Source organism: Shewanella fodinae, from assembly GCF_014651955.1.
Lineage (GTDB): Bacteria > Pseudomonadota > Gammaproteobacteria > Enterobacterales > Shewanellaceae > Shewanella > Shewanella fodinae.
Genome location: NZ_BMXW01000019.1, coordinates 47,255 through 66,298, shown reverse-complemented (window position 1 = coordinate 66,298; position 19,044 = coordinate 47,255). Strand labels below are relative to the sequence as shown.

Annotated in this window: 13 protein-coding genes; 4 read left to right on the top strand and 9 right to left on the bottom strand. The window is 45.8% G+C overall.

The window, feature by feature from the left end:
• Positions 1-113: 113 nt before the first annotated feature.
• The 3 genes from IE064_RS14920 to fabB form a co-directional block, all read right to left on the bottom strand.
• A complete protein-coding gene (locus tag IE064_RS14920; RefSeq protein ID WP_133038865.1) occupies positions 114-1,130 on the bottom strand; it encodes an aspartate-semialdehyde dehydrogenase in 1,017 nt (338 codons plus the stop codon).
• Positions 1,131-2,261, bottom strand: a complete 1,131-nt coding sequence (locus IE064_RS14915) for a 4-phosphoerythronate dehydrogenase (protein ID WP_189618535.1) — start codon at positions 2,259-2,261, stop codon at positions 1,131-1,133.
• 128 nt (positions 2,262-2,389) lie between these two features.
• Positions 2,390-3,604: a beta-ketoacyl-ACP synthase I gene (fabB, locus tag IE064_RS14910; protein WP_189618534.1), complete on the bottom strand. Its 1,215-nt coding sequence runs from the start codon at positions 3,602-3,604 to the stop codon at positions 2,390-2,392.
• A 164-nt stretch (positions 3,605-3,768) separates the two neighbouring features.
• On the opposite strand from fabB, the gene mnmC1 reads away from it, so the two are divergent.
• Complete coding sequence (gene mnmC1 / locus IE064_RS14905; protein ID WP_189618532.1) at positions 3,769-5,637, top strand: FAD-dependent 5-carboxymethylaminomethyl-2-thiouridine(34) oxidoreductase MnmC1; 1,869 nt, start codon at positions 3,769-3,771, stop codon at positions 5,635-5,637.
• 48 nt (positions 5,638-5,685) lie between these two features.
• On the opposite strand, the gene IE064_RS14900 is transcribed toward mnmC1, so the two are convergent.
• Genes IE064_RS14900 through prmB form a run of 5 tightly spaced genes read right to left on the bottom strand, consistent with a single transcriptional unit; the run spans position 5,686 to position 10,373 of the window.
• Entirely contained in the window at positions 5,686-5,955 is a 270-nt protein-coding gene (locus IE064_RS14900; RefSeq protein ID WP_189618530.1) for a YfcL family protein, read from the bottom strand.
• 4 nt (positions 5,956-5,959) lie between these two features.
• On the bottom strand, positions 5,960-7,087 hold the full coding sequence (locus IE064_RS14895) for an ATP-NAD kinase family protein (protein WP_189618528.1): 1,128 nt from the start codon (positions 7,085-7,087) through the stop codon (positions 5,960-5,962).
• Between the two features lie 14 nt (positions 7,088-7,101).
• Positions 7,102-8,289 carry an MFS transporter gene (locus IE064_RS14890; RefSeq protein WP_189618527.1) on the bottom strand — a complete coding sequence of 396 codons (1,188 nt, stop codon included), beginning with the start codon at positions 8,287-8,289 and terminating at the stop codon, positions 7,102-7,104.
• 5 nt (positions 8,290-8,294) lie between these two features.
• Positions 8,295-9,389: a chorismate synthase gene (gene aroC / locus IE064_RS14885; protein WP_189618525.1), complete on the bottom strand. Its 1,095-nt coding sequence runs from the start codon at positions 9,387-9,389 to the stop codon at positions 8,295-8,297.
• A gap of 36 nt (positions 9,390-9,425) precedes the next feature.
• Complete coding sequence (prmB, locus tag IE064_RS14880) at positions 9,426-10,373, bottom strand: 50S ribosomal protein L3 N(5)-glutamine methyltransferase (RefSeq protein ID WP_189618523.1); 948 nt, start codon at positions 10,371-10,373, stop codon at positions 9,426-9,428.
• Positions 10,374-10,454: 81 nt separating this feature from the next.
• Between prmB and smrB the strand changes: the two genes are divergently transcribed.
• Positions 10,455-10,985: an endonuclease SmrB gene (gene smrB / locus IE064_RS14875; RefSeq protein ID WP_189618521.1), complete on the top strand. Its 531-nt coding sequence runs from the start codon at positions 10,455-10,457 to the stop codon at positions 10,983-10,985.
• Positions 10,986-11,040: 55 nt separating this feature from the next.
• Here smrB and sixA read toward each other — a convergent pair whose 3' ends face one another.
• Complete coding sequence (gene sixA, locus IE064_RS14870; RefSeq protein WP_189618520.1) at positions 11,041-11,511, bottom strand: phosphohistidine phosphatase SixA; 471 nt, start codon at positions 11,509-11,511, stop codon at positions 11,041-11,043.
• 184 nt (positions 11,512-11,695) lie between these two features.
• On the opposite strand from sixA, the gene IE064_RS14865 reads away from it, so the two are divergent.
• Both IE064_RS14865 and IE064_RS14860 read left to right on the top strand, forming a co-directional pair.
• Positions 11,696-14,476, top strand: a complete 2,781-nt coding sequence (locus IE064_RS14865) for an insulinase family protein (RefSeq protein ID WP_189618558.1) — start codon at positions 11,696-11,698, stop codon at positions 14,474-14,476.
• A gap of 253 nt (positions 14,477-14,729) precedes the next feature.
• Complete coding sequence (locus IE064_RS14860) at positions 14,730-19,010, top strand: EAL domain-containing protein (protein ID WP_189618518.1); 4,281 nt, start codon at positions 14,730-14,732, stop codon at positions 19,008-19,010.
• Positions 19,011-19,044: the final 34 nt, after the last annotated feature.

Genomic DNA, 19,044 nt, shown 5'->3' with positions numbered 1-19,044 from the left:
ATTGGGATTACTATAAACCAGAAACGTTACAGCTGCTACTGTTCACATTTGTAAAACAAAAAAAGCCTGCTCAAGCGCAGGCTTTTTAAGGTAAATCAATCGGTATCACTCAGTTAAAAATAATCTCTGATCAATAATTCACCAATCTGAATACTATTTAACGCCGCACCTTTGCGGATATTGTCGGACACCACCCACAGGTTGATCCCATATTCATGAGAAATATCTTTACGAACTCGTCCAACATACACAGGATCAGAGCCAGCACCTTCAGTTACGGCAGTTGGATAATCGTCATCGTCCTCAAACAGCACGACACCTGGCGCATCACGCAATACCGCTTTGACTGCTGCCGCATCTGTGGGTTGTACAGTCTCGATATGCACGGCTTCTGAATGGCCATAAAACACAGGTACCCGCACCGCAGTTGGGTTCACAAGAATACTATCATCGCCAAAGATTTTGCGGGTTTCCCACACCATTTTCATCTCTTCTTTGGTGTAACCATTATCCATAAACTTGTCGATGTGTGGCAGCACGTTGAAGGCGATTTGTTTTGGATAAACTTTGGGTTCCGAGGGCGTACCAGAGAGCAACTTGGCGCTTTGTTGTGCCAGTTCGTCAATGGCCTTTTTACCGGTACCAGACACCGACTGATAAGTGGCCACGTTGATCCGCGAAATCCCGAAATTATCGTAAATCGGTTTCAACGCCACCAGCATCTGGATAGTTGAACAGTTGGGGTTAGCAATAATATTCCGATTACGGAAATCAGCAATGGCCCCAGGATTCACTTCAGGCACCACTAACGGAATGTCTGCGTCATAACGGAAATGCGAGGTGTTGTCGATAACTACACACCCTGCATCGGCTGCAATAGGTGCCCACTTGGCAGATACATCTCCACCGGCAGAGAAGAAACCGATCTGAGCTTGGCTCCAATCAAAGGTTTCCACATCAATAATGTCCAACTGCTTGCCGTGGAAGGTCACTGTATTACCAGCGCTGCGACTGCTGGCAAGCGGATACAGATTAGCGACAGGAAAGTTGCGCTCTTCGAGAATTTCAATCATGGTCTGACCGACCGCACCCGATGCACCCAACACAACAACATTATATTCTTGCGACATTTACCGATGGACTCCAGAAAAACCTAATTCGAACAACCAATCTACCCCAGAACCACTAAGGTTTTCCAGAGCTAGTGCACTGAATTCACGCCGATGACGGTGATTTTTTCTCATATTGTCAAATTCACCTGGAATTTGATGAATTTTCCTAAATTGGCGGTCATCATCCCGTAGGTCATAGACGAAACGGCATAAGGCTAACAGTTCACTTTCAGTAGGAGCAGCATTGATTTCAAGACGACGATTCCAGCGCATCGGTAACAGATCGGCAAGTGTTTGGGTTTGCGCCAAGCCAAGCATCTGCTGCAACTTGGCATACAACATAAGCGTACCCCGGGCTCGCCCTTCCAGACTGTAGCCAGCAATATGAGGGGTAGCGATATCTGCCAACGCTACCAGTTCACTCATAGGGTTAGGTTCACCTTCCCAGACATCCAATACCAGCGCCATATCTGGACGTTGCTGTTTAACGCGAATGAGTGCTTGGTTATCAATGACCTCGCCACGGCTGGCATTGATCAGCCAACAACCAGGTTTCAGCGCCTGTAACCGCTGTGCATCCAACAAGTGATGGGTGGCGTCAACGCTGGTCTCGGTTAACGGCACATGCAGCGTAATAACATCGCATTCGTGCAAAAGCGTTTCTAGCGGATACAAACGACGGTTATCACCTTGCCGTGCTTTCGGCGGGTCGCACAACAACGTTGTCACCCCATAAGCACTCAGGCATTTGGCGACAGCGGTGCCAGTATTACCAGCACCCACAATCCCCACTGTACGTTGTTTCAGTGAGGTACCATACTTAGCCGCTAACTCCAACAACGCTATAAACACATATTCCCCGACCGAAGTGGCATTGCATCCCGGAGCATTACTGAAAGGGATATTTCTGGCCGCGAGGTAATCAAGGTCGACATGATCAGTACCAATAGTGGCACTACCCACAAGCTGTAGTTTGTGGTTATCACGCAATAAGGCTTCATTAACCTTAGTGACCGAACGGACTAACAGGATATCGGCATCGGCCACCGTGGCAACATCCAGTTTGCGGCCGTTAACGGCAACTATTTCGCCCAAATGTGCAAACAACTGTGCCACATAGGGCATATTTTCATCTACAACCAGCTTCATTGGCTCTTTTCTTTCCGGCGCAGGATTCTTAGCAAGTCGCTATTTTATCTCAATTCTCTACAAGCGTCCGTCTCCAGCCAGTAAAAAAGGAAGCCGTAGCTTCCTTTTCTAATGTTCAGAGACAGATATTATTTCTGATATTTGCGCATCACCAAAGTAGCGTTAGTGCCGCCGAAGCCAAAACTGTTACTCATTACGGTAGTCAGATTGGCATCGCGATATTCGCGGACAATGGGGAACCCTTCTGCGGCTTCATCCAGCTTATCAATATTAATGGATGGGGCAATAAAACCATTTTGCAGCATTAGCAGGCTATATATTGCTTCATGAGCCCCCGCAGCGCCTAAGGCGTGCCCAGTCAAAGACTTAGTTGACGCAATCGGTGGCACATGGTCGGTGAACACTTCACGAATGGCTTCCAGCTCACGCACGTCACCAACCAAAGTGGAAGTTCCGTGAGTGTTAATATAATCGATAGGAGTATCAACGGTTTCTAGGGCCATTTTCATGCAACGCACGGCACCTTCACCACTTGGCGCCACCATATCATAACCATCTGAAGAAGCACCGTAGCCGACGACTTCAGCGTAAATCTTGGCACCACGCGCCAGCGCATGTTCCAGCTCTTCCACCACGACGATGCCACCACCGCCAGAGATGACAAAGCCATCACGGTCTGCATCATAAGTGCGAGAGGCTTTTTCCGGGGTATCGTTGTATTTGGTAGACAACGCGCCCATGGCATCAAAGCCCATGGTTAGGGTCCAGTCTATCTCTTCGGCACCGCCAGCAAACACCATATCCTGTTTGCCCATCTGGATCAGTTCAACCGCATGGCCGATACAATGGGCACTGGTGGCACAAGCCGAGCTGATGGAGTAGTTCATCCCTTTGATCTTATAAGGTGTTGCCAGACAAGCGCTGGCAGTGCTGGACATGATCCGCGGAACAATGTAAGGGCCAACACGTTTAACGCCTTTGCTGCGTAAAGTATCGGCGGCCTGCACCTGATTAGCCGAAGAAGCGCCACCGGTTCCCACAATCAATCCTACACGTGGATCGGAATATTGTGCTTCGGTGAGACTGGCGTCTTCAATCGCTTCTTTCATTGCCAGATAAGCGTATGCCGCAGCATCGCCCATAAAACGCAACGCTTTACGGTCAATCAATTCACTGGGATCAAGTTTGACATTGCCCCATACCTGGCTGCGCAGTTGCATCTCTTCAAACTGTGCAGAGTGGGTAATACCACTGCGACCGGCACGCAGGGAATCGGTGACTTCCTGCTTATTATTGCCGATGCTGGAAACAATGCCGATACCGGTGATCACAACTCTTTTCATGTTTAACTATCCATTCCGTACTGTTAGTACTTACGATTTGCTGACGCAATGTTAGCTGTTTTAGCAGGCATAAGTGGTCAGCTTTCCATAAATATAGATAAAATAATGCCAATTTCAGAACCTATGTAACATCCTTCGCGCTGTTACAGGAGATTTCTCTGTCCGTGATTGCCGCAAACACAGCTTTACAGTCCCATACACCGACCTATCTGGGAGGCTGCGGCACCGCAGCACTACCACGACTATTACAACACTGTACCAAGGCTTTGCTTCACTGCCCAACGACCAAGTTTCATCTGCTGGTATTTGCGGCTGACAATACTGAAAATAAAGCAAACACACACTTACAAGCACTGCTGAAGCAATTGCAGCCACTTAAGCATTTGCCGTTAGTACAGACCATGCTGCAGCAAACCCTATTACCCATAGAGATGTGCCAACGGTTACTATTGGACGCTGGTCGGGTAACCATTGATCTCTATCTAGGCTGCAACAAAAACCTGCTCAAAACTATTATGGCACCATGCCCATGGATAACACTGTGGTACTGGCAAGCCCCTTTCACGCCAACCACTCCCTTCATCTGGCAACTGGCAAGATTTAGCTGCGATAACTGCGTTATCCATTTACCGGACGAGCAGTTTGCTACATTAAAACCGTATTTTATTACCGCCGGATTTCAATGTCAGTCATCAACGGAGATGACTAAAGTAAATGATGACATCGCCTTGGCTGAACGTCAGGCACTACGACATGAAGCATTAACACAGAACTATCCTTATCCAAGATATTGTCAGCCTGCCCTTGACGGCGAGTCGCCAGTTGCCATTATCGGCGCAGGTATCGCGGGGGCGTCATTAGCCTTGTCGCTGGCAGAGCGCGGAATTCATTCCCAAATATTTTACGCCGATAGCGATGTAGGGGTGGCTGCCAGCGGTAATCGGCAGGGAGCGCTTTACCCACAATTTATACCGGAAGCCAATGCGTTAAATGCGTTTTTTCAGCAGGGTTTTCTGTTCAGCCGTCAGCGCATTGAGCAATTAGTCGCCTATGGTCACGATATCCCCCATGATTTCTGTGGTGTACTGCTTACGGGCTTTGATCAACACAGCCGCGCCAGGTTGGAAAAAATAGCCACGGCTTACCCTTGGACTAATGAATTTTTGCAATGGTTAGCCGTTGATGCCGCCAACGCTGTTGCAGGTGTTAACGTTAACGAACTAGGGCTTTTCTATCCGCTAGCGGGCTGGGTTGGCCCGCAAAAATTTACCCAAGCCGCCGTAGCGCAAGCACAACAATGCGGCTACGCCCAGATAAGGGCAAACACCCAGATTGTCAGGCTGACGCCTAACGCAGATAAATGGCAACTCAGTGATGCGCAGAGAAATAACTATGGCCCCTATACAAGCGTCATTATCGCCAATGGCAGCGCCTTAATAGACTACCCACAAACCGCGCAGTTACCGGCGACAAGATTTCGTGGGCAAGTCAGTGAAGTGCCCACCCAGCCGGGTCTGGCGGAGGTTAACACGGTACTTTGCGCCAGAGGTTATCTGACGCCGGCATGGGAACATATCCATTGTCTCGGCGCCAGCTATGTCAAAGATTCTCAGTCACTGAGTTATAACGAAAGTGAGCAACAAGAAAATCTTGAAAAGCTGCAGCAGAGTTATCCTGATACCTCTTGGCATCGCCACCTTAAAATGGGGCAGCAAGCTCGTGTTGGTGTGCGCATGGTCACCCGCGATCACCTACCGATGGCTGGAGCCATACCAGATGTTACGGCTATTTACTCACAAGCCAAGGTCATACATGACATTGATTTCTGGCGCAAAACCAAGGCGCCATTACATCAAGGATTGTATGTATTGGGCGCACTGGGATCGCGTGGATTATGCAGTGCGCCGCTGGCTGCCGAAATGCTGGCGGCGGAACTTACACATCAGCCGCTGCCGCTATCCGTAACCGAGCTTGAGCACTTGAGTGCTAACCGCAAGTGGATGCGGAAACTTTTAAAAGGCAAAGAGTTATAACATGTAGCAGTAAGCATCCCCGAACGATTCCGGGGATGGATGGGCGCACTAACTTACGATGCGAGCTTGTAACTCCAGCCAGGCGTGTTCTACCAGCCGATAGTCAGAGTCTTCCAGTTCTTTTGCCGCCTGTTTCAGGCAGTCATTCATCTTGGTTGCCAAAGCATCAGCGCCCTGCTCTGTTTCCGTTTCTAATTCCGCCAACACCACAGCAAAATGCCCTTGCAGATAACCGCTAGCAAACAATGCATCGTCATCGCCGTTGGCAACAATTTCCGCCAGCCAGTGTTGCAGTGCCTGTTCATATTTTTCCAGCATGTTTTTACTCCACAAGATCGGGGTTAGCCACCTGATACATCACGTAATCGCGGTAACCAGTAATAATTCGGTAATAGCCACTGAGTTCAGCATCCAGCGCCGGGTCGCCACTATCCACGATCAGCGGTTTTCCTGCAAGTGCTTTAAGCTTGGTTTTGGTGGCAACAATAATGAGGTTGTCTCTGCCAATCTGGCGAATAAGCTCAGGAGACAACTGCTGATTACCACGGCCAAGAATATGTCCCTGACCACCAATCAGCGTGATCACCAACTTGACTTGCTTTCCTTCGGTGGCAGCCAACAGCTCAGCAGCCGTCAAATCGTTGCCAATTAACTGTTTATCCTGAATAAGATCTACGCCAAGCAAGGTGTTATCGAGCCCCAACTCTTGCATAATGGCTGCAACAGTTGAGCCCGAACCCATGATATACAGCTCATCTTCCATCTGTTCGATGACATCAGCGGCAATATCGGCTAACACCAGCTCATCCACTTCTCGGCCGCCCATTTTTACCGACTGAATATACCGAGGCGCAGCCGGCACCGTCATTTCACCATAACGCTTGGCGCGAACAGTGCCAGCACGAAAGGCCACCTCATCAATATCCATCACATCGGCTTGCATCAGGCTGACCAATTGCCCGTCTAGCAGCATTTTCAGCACCATACCGGAAGCGTGCGGCGTGACACCATAAACACCGGAATGAATTTTCACGCCAGCGGGCACACCCAAGACCGGAACAGTATCGCCAACCACACTGTCAATATCGCGAGCCGTACCGTCACCACCGGCAAACAGCAACAAATCTGGTTGGTAACTCAATATCTGCTTTACCGCTTCACAGGTATCAACAGCGGTAGTTTGCGCTGGCGCTTGGTAACAACAGGTCACCGCAAAACCGAGTTGTTCGGCCAACGTCTGCCCCATCGCACCAGCGGCGGTAATTATCTGCAGCCTGTCGGCATGGTCCTTAACCACAGCTAATGCCTGACCCATCCGCTCATTGGCCTTAGGCGTTGCCCCTAACCGCAGCGCTTCTTCAGCCACGTTATCACTGCCCTTTAGCGCCACACTGCCGCCGAGCCCGGCTAACGGATTGATGATAAGGCCTAAACGAAATTGACGTTGCATCAGCGTTCCTTAGTTCAAGCCGCGATTGCCAGCTTACGTTTTGCCGGAGAGTTTTGATCCTCAGGAGGCAGCATCAAAACCACCAGCATTGCAGCTACCGCACAAGCGGCGGCAAATATCCATACCAACCAAGCACTGCTGCCATCGCCCCAGATATGACCACTGATCCAGTTACCTAACGCGCCGCCCACACCAAAACTGATACTGGCGTAAAGTGCTTGTCCCTTGCTCTGATGGTGTTTATCAAAGTGGCGATGCACGAACTGAATGGACGACGCATGTACCAAACCAAATGTAAACGCATGCATCACCTGACTTAGCGCCAAAATCAGCATATTGTCGGGAACAAACGCCACCAGCAACCAACGGACAGCAGTGACCGCCATACCGGTCATCAGCAAGGCCCGTAATGTAAAGCGCCCCAACAACCTAGGAGCAATGGCAAACATGAAAATTTCCGCCATCGCGCCCATGGCAACAAACACCCCAGCAGTAGCCTCTGAATAACCTACCTGTTTGAGATACAACACAAAAAAGCCGTAAAACGGGCCGACACTGGCTTGCAACAACATCGCCGACAACAAAAACCACACTATGGGTTTAGTGAACCGTAATGGCGCCACAAACTCGGCAGTTGCCGCAGTTCGGCTGGCCTGCAATGGCATAGAGCAGAGGAATAATCCCGCAAATAAAGTCATGCCTACATATAATACGGCTTCCGGACCAAACCACTTGACCACGGCACCGGTTGCTATCACCCAGATAATGTAACCAACGCTGCCAAAGCTGCGGATGCTGCCATAACGATTTGACTGCGCCCCTAACGTTTCCAGAGTAATCACTTCCATCTGTGCCAAGATCGCATTCCAGAAAAAGGTGTAAAACGTCAGGCTGAGCGCCAGGTAGATAAATCCGCCATTGTAAAAAAAGCTGAGATAACCAACTGCCGCAGTGAGACTCCCAAGTTTCACCAACTCGGCGCGGCGCCCCGTATGATCGGCCACCATCGCCCACATATTCGGGGCGATGATGCGGGTTCCCATGAAAATCGCCATCAGGAAACCGATTTCAGCGGCGTTAAATCCCCGATGCTCAAGAAATACCCCCAGATAGGGAATTAACGCACCGAGAATGGCAAAAAAGAAAAAATAACAACCTGAGAGCCAGCGTAACTGCCCCTCAGGAATAAAGAAGTTCATCATGGTGGTTAACGCATTCCTAGTACAGGCGTCGGGCTGGTAACATCCAGATTCTGCGCACGATGACGCAGCAGATGATCCATCAGCACGATGGCCAACATGGCCTCGGCAATTGGCACCGCGCGGATGCCAACACAAGGATCGTGGCGCCCTTTAGTCACCATCTCCACTTGCTCACCCTGCACCGTCATACTCTTGCCGGGAATGCTAATACTGGAAGTCGGTTTTAGCGCGATATGCGCCACAATGGGCTGTCCTGATGAGATACCGCCTAACACACCACCAGCATGATTTGACTCAAACCCCGCCGGCGACATTAAATCCCGATGCTCAGAACCATGTTGGGTTACCACCGCGAACCCATCACCAATCTCGACCCCTTTAACCGCATTAATGCCCATCAAGGCGTGAGCGATATCGGCGTCAAGTCGGTCAAACACAGGCTCGCCTAGGCCAACCGGCACATTGGTTGCCACCACGCTGACTTTAGCGCCAATAGAATCACCGGACTTTTTCAGCGCGCGCATGTATTCGTCTAGCGCTGTCAGCTTGCCCGCATCAGGAAAGAAAAAATCATTGCGTTCGATTTCATCCCAATCGAGCTGCTCAGCACAGATGGGGCCTAACTGCGACAGATAACCGCGGATCTCTATCCCAAACTGTTGCTGTAGATATTTTTTGGCAATGGCTCCGGCCGCCACCCGCATGGCAGTTTCCCGCGCCGAAGAACGGCCACCGCCACGGTAGTCTCGAACGCCGTACTTTTGCTGATAGGTGTAATCCGCATGGCCGGGACGGAACAGATCTTTGATATTGGAGTAATCTTGACTGCGCTGATCGGTATTGTTGATGAGCAAACCTATGGAAGTCCCGGTGGTTTTCCCCTCAAACACGCCAGAGAGGATCTGCACTTCATCGGCTTCCCGCCGCGCTGTGGTATAACGGGAACTTCCCGGACGGCGCCGATCAAGATCCCGCTGCATATCGGCTTCGGTCAATGCCAGCCCGGGAGGACAACCATCCACGATACAGCCCAATGCCGGACCGTGACTCTCGCCAAAACTGGTGACAACAAAATTCTGACCTATGCTGTTTCCCGACATCTAACTGTTTTGCCCCTATTCCTGAATTAATCGGTATTATTGGTCGTTATTGCGCCAAGGTGCAAACGCCTGCTGCTGTTCCAGTAACTGATCTCTGGTCAGTACAAATACACCGTCGCCGCCTCGCTCCAACGTGACCCAAGTGAAAGGCACATCGGGGAACTGTTCAATAAGGTGGATCATGGAATTACCCACTTCCACCACTAACAAACCTGTTTCCGTCAGATAATCCACGGCATTTGCGAGAATATGCCGCGTAATATCTAAACCATCATTGCCGGAAGCCAATCCCAACTTAGGCTCGTGGCGATATTCCTCAGGCATATTGGCCAGATCCACCGCATCCACATAAGGCGGGTTAGAAACGATCAAATCGTATTGTGGCCCTTTAGGAATGGCACTAAACAGATCAGACTGCATCGGATAAACGCGGTCCATCACCCCAAGCGTCTCAATATTTATCTGGGCAACTTCCAACGCCTCATTACTGATATCCAGAGCATCAACTTCAGCATCTTCAAACGCATAAGCACAAGCAACAGCAATGCAACCGCTACCGGTACACAAATCCAGTACCCGATTGACCGGTTTATTGTATAACCAAGGACTGAAGCGATTTTCAATCATTTCGGCAATAGGTGAACGCGGCACCAGCACCCGTTCGTCCACATAGAAGTCCAACCCAGCAAAAGTCGCGCGGTGAGTCAGATAAGGCACGGGCACGCGCTCACGCACCCGGCGGATAATCAGTTCAACAATTTTATGCTTTTCACTGCTGGTAAGATTGGCATGAATAACCTGCTGACCAATCTCATCAGGCAAATGTAACGCATGAAATACCAAGGAAATGGCTTCATCCCAGGCATTATCAGTACCGTGACCATAATAGATGCCTGCATCATTAAAACGGCTGACGGCCCAGCGCAACATGTCGCCTACGGTTCTCAATTCGGTGACCGCTTCGTCAACAAAGATCTTGTCCAAAATCGCACTCCGGCTTAATCAAAACTGTCCCATTGTAACTGAACTCTGTTCAGAAGGAACAGAATTCAATAAAATGCGCCAATGACCAAAGATCCCAATACAGAAGGCTTGGCGGAGTTTCAACAACTCGTTGAAGGCATTACGCCGTTGCCGCAAGACAAACGCCATTTTCGCCCAGCGGTGAAGACCCGTCAGCAACTGCTTGAGAAAGTAGTTCAGCTGCAGGCAACGAGTTATTTTTCTGACATTTATCAGCCGTTGTTGCCAGTAAATGGCGCAATGCGTTGGTGTCGTGAAGATGTTGATGCCATGGAGTTAAAACGTTTAAGACGCGGCGACTATACCCCAGAGCTTTTATTAGATTTGCATGGCTACCGGCAAACTGAAGCAAAATTGGAAATTGCCGCGTTAATTGAGGCATGTATTCGTGAGCACCTGCTGTGTTGTAGTGTTATGCACGGCCATGGCAGTGGCATTCTCAAGCAACAAGTCCCGCTGTGGTTAGCACAGCATCCACAGATAAAAGCATTTCATCAGGCTCCTCGCGAATGGGGCGGCGATGCTGCCATTTTGGTGCTAGTCGATATTGGTGACCATCCACACCGCCGTTAACCATTAGTCAACGCAATATAAAAGCGCCATCTAACGCTTTTATATTGCCCTCATGCTAACTGATGCTATGTGTCGTTTGCTGCCACATCAGTTCGGTATGACGTCCAATAATATCGACCAATGCCACAGATGACGTGGCAAACAACGGTGGTTCCATACCCGGAACCAATTCACTCACCATATAGCCAAGTAACGGCATGTGCGACAGCACCAAGACGTTTTCAGCCTGATACTGCTCGGCATATGCCAGTACCAACCTGGCAGCCATTTCAGGATCGGCGGCTGGCACTAGTTCATCCAGCACCTTACATTTACGCGGCGCTGGAAAATGTTGCGACACTTCCTGCCACGTCTGTTGCGTCCGCAGATAAGGACTTACCAATACCAACTGAAATTTGACGCCAGTTGATTTAAGCCACTCGCTCATCAAGGCAACATGATGGAGACCGGACTCTGTTAATGACCGTTCCCTGTCATACTTTGCTTCGTGGCCAGCTTCCCCGTGGCGCATCAAATATAGCTGCATACATCACTCACTACAGAAGATATTATTCTGATTATGCCTCTATTGTAGCCTTATCTCGGCTGGCAGAAAAACCGCCCGCTCCGCAATCTTTGTACGAAAAGCTGTAGGTGATATTTGCCAAAAAAGCCAAGGGCCATCAATATATAATGATTCATTCCAAACGGACGCTTCCACTTTGCCCACAATGCATCCCATTATTGTCAGCCCTAACGACCATCGAAGCTATCGCTACGTAGAACTGACTAACGGCCTCAGGGTATTACTGGTCAATGATCCTTTGGCCACCCAGGCTGCGGCATCCATGGCGGTCAATGTGGGCCACTTCGACGATCCTGTCAACCGTCCGGGCATGGCACATTTTCTTGAGCATATGTTGTTCCTCGGTACGGAAAAGTATCCTGATGCCGGCAGTTTTCTGTCATTTATCAACCAGAATGGCGGCAATAATAACGCCTGGACCGGCACCGAACTGACAAATTTCTTCTATACCGTGCCGCCGCAAGTTTTTCCTGAGTCAATGGATCGATTCAGCCAGTTTTTCATCGCACCTATGTTCAACCGTGAGTTGGTAGACCGCGAGCGTCATGCCATCGAATCAGAATTTCGATTAAAACAGAAAGATGATATTCGTCGTATCTATCAGGTATTAAAAGAAACGGTAAATCCGCTGCATCCGTTTTCCAAATTTTCGGTAGGAAATTTAGCAACACTGGGTGGCAATGAAGAACAACTGCGGCAGGAATTGCTGACATTTTACCAGACGCATTACAGTGCCAACTTGATGACACTGTGCCTAGTTGCTCCGTTAACACTAGATGAACTGGAATTCCACACCCACAAGTACTTTGGCAACATTACCAACCAACGCCTCCAAAAGCAGTACCCTGATACGCCGTTGTTTACCCCCGCGCAATTAGCGCATCAGGTGCACATCGTACCATTGAAAGAGCAAAAACGCGTCACTATCAGCTTCAGCCTACCCGCTATCGAGCCATTTTATCAGACCAAACCTCTAACTTATATCAGTCATCTGTTGGGGAACGAAAGTGCAGGAAGTCTACTGGCCTGGTTGAAAGATAAAGGTTGGGCAAGCAATCTTTCTGCCGGAGGCGGTATTAATGGTTACAACTTCAAAGAATACAACATCAGTATTCAGTTAACTGACACAGGCCTCACGGCACTAGATGATCTAATTACAGCCTGTTTTTCCTATATTAGGCTGATCCGCCTTGAAGGACGCGAACAATGGCGTTATCAAGAGCGAGCTAATCTGCTGCAATTAGCGTTCCGCCATCAGGAACAAATAAAACCGCTCGATCTCGCCAGTCATTTAAGCATCAATATGCAGCACTATCCGGCAGAAGACATCATGTATGGTGATTACCGTATGGATGGAGATCACCTGGCACATATGGATGGGTTACTGGCATTAATGACCCCAGATAACATGCGGTTGCAATTGGTTGCACCAGAGTTGGATACGAATCAACAAGCCAGTTGGTACCAAACACCTTATGGTGTATCGCCAATATCCTTACAGCGTCTGTCAACCTGGCGCGATGTGGGCAATTTACCGGGCTTGCAGCTGCCGGCGCCAAATCCCTTCATTGTTGCTGACAGTGTTGCTAGATCAGAAAAATCAGCGGCCGATGTCCCCGTTATCGTCGCCGAAGGGCCTGGATACCGCATTTGGCATCGTAAAGACGATGAATTTAACGTCCCTAAGGGACATCTCTATTTGTCTCTGGATTCAGAGCAGGCCAGTATGACAGTACGGCACGCTGCGCTTACCCGGCTCTACGTTGAGATGTTGCTGGACTACCTGACTGAATACACTTACCAAGCCGAAGTCGCCGGGCTCAGTTACAACATCTATCCCCATCAAGGCGGTATCACCTTACACCTCACAGGTTATACCGGGAAGCAGGAAACCCTGTTAGCGCTATTGATAGATAAAGCCAAAGATCGGAATTTTACAGCGCAGCAATTTCATACCATCAAACGCCAGTTGCTGCGCAGTTGGTACAATGGTTCGAGGGCAAAACCAATATCGCAATTATTTACCAGCCTTACCGTTACGTTACAACGCCGCAGCTATGAACCATTAAAGATGGCTGAGGCGCTGGAAGACTGCACTTTGGACGATCTTAATCAGCATATCTCCGCCTTTTATCAGCGCATTTATCTTGAGGGACTGGTCTATGGTGATTGGCTAGCGCAGGAAGCCAAAGCGCTGGCTAAACGCTTGCAACACATTCTATCACTGGTGTCCAAACCGAGCCCAGAATCTGCTCGCGAGTTGGTTGATCTACAAGGTAAAGGCACCTTGCTGCGCGAGCTGGATATTGCACATCCTGATAGCGCCATTATTGTTTACTACCAGTCAGAACGTGCGGAGCCAACCCACATGGCGTTGTTCAGTTTATTAAACCACGCTATGTCGTCACCGTTTTTCCATGAGTTGAGAACGCAAAAACAGTTGGGCTATATGGTAGGCACCGGTTACTTGCCACTGAATCGACATCCCGGAATGATTTTCTATGTCCAGTCCCCCGTTGCAGGACCGCTGCAACTCCTAGAAACCATCGATCAGTTCATTGCCGATTTTAATTACGCTGTAATGCAGATTACTAATGAGCAATGGGAACAGACCAAAGAGGGGTTAATCAATCAGATCATGGAGCACGATGCCAACCTTAAAACACGAGGGCAACGTTACTGGGTTAGTATTGGAAACAAAGATTATGGCTTTGACCAACGGGAACAAGTCGTAGCTGAATTGCAGCAACTGACGCGAGCCGATTTAATCAAATTCATGATGAAAAAAATGCGTACCAAACATAGTGATAGACTCGTGTTGTTCAGCATTGGCGAGCAACATAAACAGCAAGAACCGCTGATATCTGGTGAAGCCATTACCGATCTAAGAGCATTCAAACTCAATACACAAAAATTTAATAGTTGAGCAGAACACGCCGAAAATAATGATTACACGCCACGACTAATGTTTAAATTTTCAGCATTAATAAGCTGTGGATCAAGATATAGAAGAAAATAGCATCAATGTGCACGGCTTCCATATCGACGACGTCATAAGTAATGTTAGCATTGTCATTGACCCCAATATATGTTCTGTAGATGTTAAACTTTGACAAACGCTTTACTTTCTGAAAGAGTTGTCTTTCAGAGATTTGGCATCCACTATAAAAGATTACATTATGCCTTCACATTCACTTTCAAAGTTGCTCTGTCTGTTTTCCTTTACATCTTTTTTTCTGACAGCAACATGCCTTGCAGATGAGCTTCCTCAGGATACATTACAACCGCCAGTCCTACTAAACGCTGAAACTTATGGTGTGTCAGACGGATTGTCACAAAGCACAGTAACCTCCGTTGCTGAAGATGATGATGGCTATATCTGGATAGGTACATTAAACGGACTGAATCGATTTGATGGAAAAGAATTCTATGGATTCTACTCGAGCGAAGATACTGGACTAAAGAGTTCATATATAAAAACCATATATTATTCAAAAGTATTAAATCGACTATTTGTAGGAACTGATGAAGATTTATATTTTTATAATAAAGAAAAAGAAAAGTTCATAAAATATAACATTAACAGCAGTATAACAACTCTTACTTCAGAAGGTGGAAGTTTAGTTGTCGTAGCAGAAAATGGAATTTATGAAATAAATAAAAATGAAATAAATAAAATAAATTTAGATATAAAAAGTAATGAGATAAAAAAAATAATACTATTGAATAATAAAAAAATCATACTCACAAATAAAAATAGCCTCGTTATAAATAAGAATGAAATAATTGAGGATGTTTCTGATGTTGAAAAATTCAACAACAAGATATATTATTTAAAGAAAAACACTCTATATAACCTTACTAATAATGATGAAAAGATTACCAGCATAAAAACCCTTAAAATATTTAGTGATGACTTAAACTTATATCTATTTGACGGCAAAACATTTTTCGAAATAAATCAGAAAAATCAAATATACAATTTGGGATGCATTTCAAATGTCACCCCATCAAATCTAATATATTATAAAAAAATTAAAAATGGGATTGTAATATCTAATGTAAGCAATGGAATTATTTATATTAGAAATTCAAAGAACCTCATCCAGAATGTAAAAAATATAAAAAATCAAGTATGGTCAATAAAAAGTAGCAATGAGAAAATTGTTATTACTGACAATTCTATAAATATAAACATCTACAGTGATAACTTTAATTTAATAGCAACATACAAAGCAGATGATATAGGTGCTAAAACAGCCATCATTGACAACAACTTATTATATATCGGAGAAAAAAGTGGATTAACTATAGTCGATATGTCGTCTGGCGTCCGTCACAAAGTAGTTAATGAGCCAATTTCTGCAATAAAAAGATCTGAAAACTATATTTATGTTGGAACAGCAAATGGCTTTTTATACAAAATAAATAGACAGGATAGCATGATCATTGGGAAAAATGAAATTTACCCTTTAAACCCAATCTTCGATATTCTTGAGTCAAATAAAGTTGTGTACATTGCAAGTCAAGCAGGACTATTCCGCTTGAAAAATGGTGAAGTTAGTAATATATATGATAAAGATATTGTTTTTTGTACCACGGAAACAAACGAAGGTATTTATTTTGGAACACGGTCAGGGATATTCAGAACTAGTGAAAACAACAATAAGATAGAAAAAATATTTGAACAGAACAAAAAACCTATATTTTCAATATCAAATTTCAACAATTCAGTTATTGCTTCATCAATTAAAGAAATTGTAATTTTAAATATTAAAAACAATGAAAAGCTACTATTAGATACACATTATGGTTCTCAGGTTGAGTATAATACTCAAGGAATAATAGCATATGCAGATGGTTTTCTACTGGGCGGAAACGAAGGCGTAAGTTATATTGACACATCTAAAGTAGCCAATTATTTTCATAAGCAAAAGAATATTAAACTAAAAACAATTATAGACAATTTATTAGTATTTAATATACCAGAAAAAATTGGTGGTGATATATTAAAAAGAACAATATCAGAAACAAAAAAAATAAAATTAAAGTATACAGATTATCCGTTCAGCTTAACTTTCTCATCACCAGATATTGATATCAGCAAGAAAGATATAGAGTATAATTACAAACTAACCGGATTATCTGATACATGGATTTCATCGAAAGGAATCAATTCAGCAACATATACAAACCTTTCACCTGGGAATTATACATTTAACATATTTGCAATAAATCCCTTAACTGGCATAGAAGGAAAAGTTACTTCTCTCGGAATAGAAATCACACCACCTTGGTGGCTTTCAGGATATGCAAAAATATCTTATATAGTAACATTTTTAATAATTGTATTTGTATTACTAAAAGCATTTCTAAAAAGACGTGAAATACAACACCAAATTGCGCTTAGTGAAGAACGACTCAAACTCTCGTTGTGGGGCAGTGGTGATGAAATGTGGGATTGGGACATTGAGTCTGGGAAAATATATCGCTCAAATATCTGGGGCTCATTGGAGTTCCCTCGTGATGGGCAACGTTCCGGTAAAGAAGGTGAAGAAAGTAATATTCATCCTCAAGATCAGGAAAGAGTTAGAGAAGCATTGAATCGTCACTTTTATGGTGAAACCGATCACTTCGAAGCAACCTATCGAGTAAGAAGTAAAACGGGCGAATGGCTATGGATACTTGACAGGGCAAAGATCGTTGAGCGAGATGATAAGGATCATGCGCTCCGAATGACTGGAACCATCAAAAATATCAGCAGTTTCAAAACTGCTGAAGAGCAATTAAGACTATTTGAGAGAGCTATTGAGAATATTTCAGAAGGCGTATTTATCCTCGATACTGGTTTTAACTTTGTAGAGTTAAATGAAGCAGCTTGCAATATTACCCGTTATACAAAAGAGTTAACCATTGGCAAACCGATGGTATTTGAGAAGTATTCAGTCGATTATAACAAACAAATTAAACAGTTATTGATGCAGCAAGGCCAGTGGAATACCGAAATTGAATCAATACGTGGTGATGGTTCTATTTTTCTGATGGAACTCACTATTGATGCCATTTACGATGAGCAAGGATTACTCACTCATTACGTTGGTGTTTTTTCAGATATTTCACACCGGAAACAACAGGAAGAGGAACTTCGTCGTTTGACTAATAACGACCTCCTGACTGGCCTACCAAATCGCTCTAATCTGCAAGTGACATTAGAAAATCTGGTAAAGAAAGATCATCACCATACATTAATGATCCTTGATCTAGATAATTTTAAGAAAATTAACGATTCACTCGGCCATCAGGTTGGTGATGATTTACTTTGCCAAGTTTCTACACGTATTGCAGGTATAATACCCAAGCACACTAGCCTCTATCGATTAGGTGGAGATGAATTTGCAATTTTGGTAGATAAAAACCCGGATATAGGTTCAAGCGCGTTAATTGCCAATGACATTATCGAGGCCTTTAACGAACCATTTACGCTATCTGGCGAAAGCTTGGTTGTGGGAGTCAGCATTGGCATTGTACTTTACCCAGAAGATGAACAGAATGAACAGGCGCTTTTGAGGAAAGCGGATATTGCTATGTATCACGCTAAATCGGCAGGAGGTAACCGGTACCAATTCTATTCTGAGGCACTCAATCGTAATGCATTGAGGCAGTTAGAAGTGGAAAGCCTGATACGTGAAGGGCTAAAAGACGATCTGTTCGAGGTCTATTTCCAGCCCAAAGTGAATTTGAGAACAGGCAAATTAGCTGGCATGGAGGCATTGGTCCGACTGAATCATCCGCAACATGGACTAATCCCACCAGCCGAGTTTATTCCCTTGGCAGAAGAAACCGGATTAATTGTCGAAGTTGGTGATGTGGTGTTAAAAAAAGCCTGTTTCGCCGCGCAAAAATGGCGAGAAGATGGGCTATTTACCGGCAGAGTTGCCGTCAATTTATCGTCACGTCAGTTTGCATTACCAGACCTGCAAACTCGAATAGAGTCAATTTTACGTCTGACCCGCCTACCAGCTAACAACTTAGAGCTTGAAATTACTGAAGGTACAGTCATTAAGCAACCGGAAAAAGCTATCAAAGTTATGCAGCAACTGACTCGGTTGGGGATCTCTTTAGCGTTAGATGACTTCGGTACGGGTTATTCCTCTCTGTCTTATTTGAAGCGTTTTCCCATTCATACTTTGAAAATCGATAAGGCCTTTGTCGACGACATCGATAAATCTGATCGTGATCTAAAGATGGTCGATTCTATTATTACTATTGCCCATAACATGGGCCTCTCAGTAGTGGGTGAAGGCGTTGAGCAAGCAGCGCAGCTGAATATACTAAAGGCATTAAATTGTGAAGAAATACAAGGGTTTATTTATAGCAAAGCAATACCTGAACATGAGTTCACTGAATATCTAAAACTAGATAAAACGACTTCCGATAATCAATTGAATGGAACCAATTAACAATTGATTTTAGTGTCAAAATAAAATTGGCACG

Bases quoted from the DNA above. Each gene is read 5' to 3' on its own strand.
- IE064_RS14920 (WP_133038865.1), bottom strand. From the start codon at position 1,130: ATGTCGCAAGAATATAATGTTGTTGTGTTGGGTGCATCGGGTGCGGTC.
- IE064_RS14915 (WP_189618535.1), bottom strand. From the start codon at position 2,261: ATGAAGCTGGTTGTAGATGAAAATATGCCCTATGTGGCACAGTTGTTT.
- fabB (WP_189618534.1), bottom strand. From the start codon at position 3,604: ATGAAAAGAGTTGTGATCACCGGTATCGGCATTGTTTCCAGCATCGGC.
- IE064_RS14900 (WP_189618530.1), bottom strand. From the start codon at position 5,955: ATGCTGGAAAAATATGAACAGGCACTGCAACACTGGCTGGCGGAAATT.
- IE064_RS14895 (WP_189618528.1), bottom strand. From the start codon at position 7,087: ATGCAACGTCAATTTCGTTTAGGCCTTATCATCAATCCGTTAGCCGGG.
- IE064_RS14890 (WP_189618527.1), bottom strand. From the start codon at position 8,289: ATGATGAACTTCTTTATTCCTGAGGGGCAGTTACGCTGGCTCTCAGGT.
- aroC (WP_189618525.1), bottom strand. From the start codon at position 9,389: ATGTCGGGAAACAGCATAGGTCAGAATTTTGTTGTCACCAGTTTTGGC.
- smrB (WP_189618521.1), top strand. From the start codon at position 10,455: ATGACCAAAGATCCCAATACAGAAGGCTTGGCGGAGTTTCAACAACTC.
- sixA (WP_189618520.1), bottom strand. From the start codon at position 11,511: ATGCAGCTATATTTGATGCGCCACGGGGAAGCTGGCCACGAAGCAAAG.
- IE064_RS14865 (WP_189618558.1), top strand. From the start codon at position 11,696: ATGCATCCCATTATTGTCAGCCCTAACGACCATCGAAGCTATCGCTAC.
- IE064_RS14860 (WP_189618518.1), top strand. From the start codon at position 14,730: ATGCCTTCACATTCACTTTCAAAGTTGCTCTGTCTGTTTTCCTTTACA.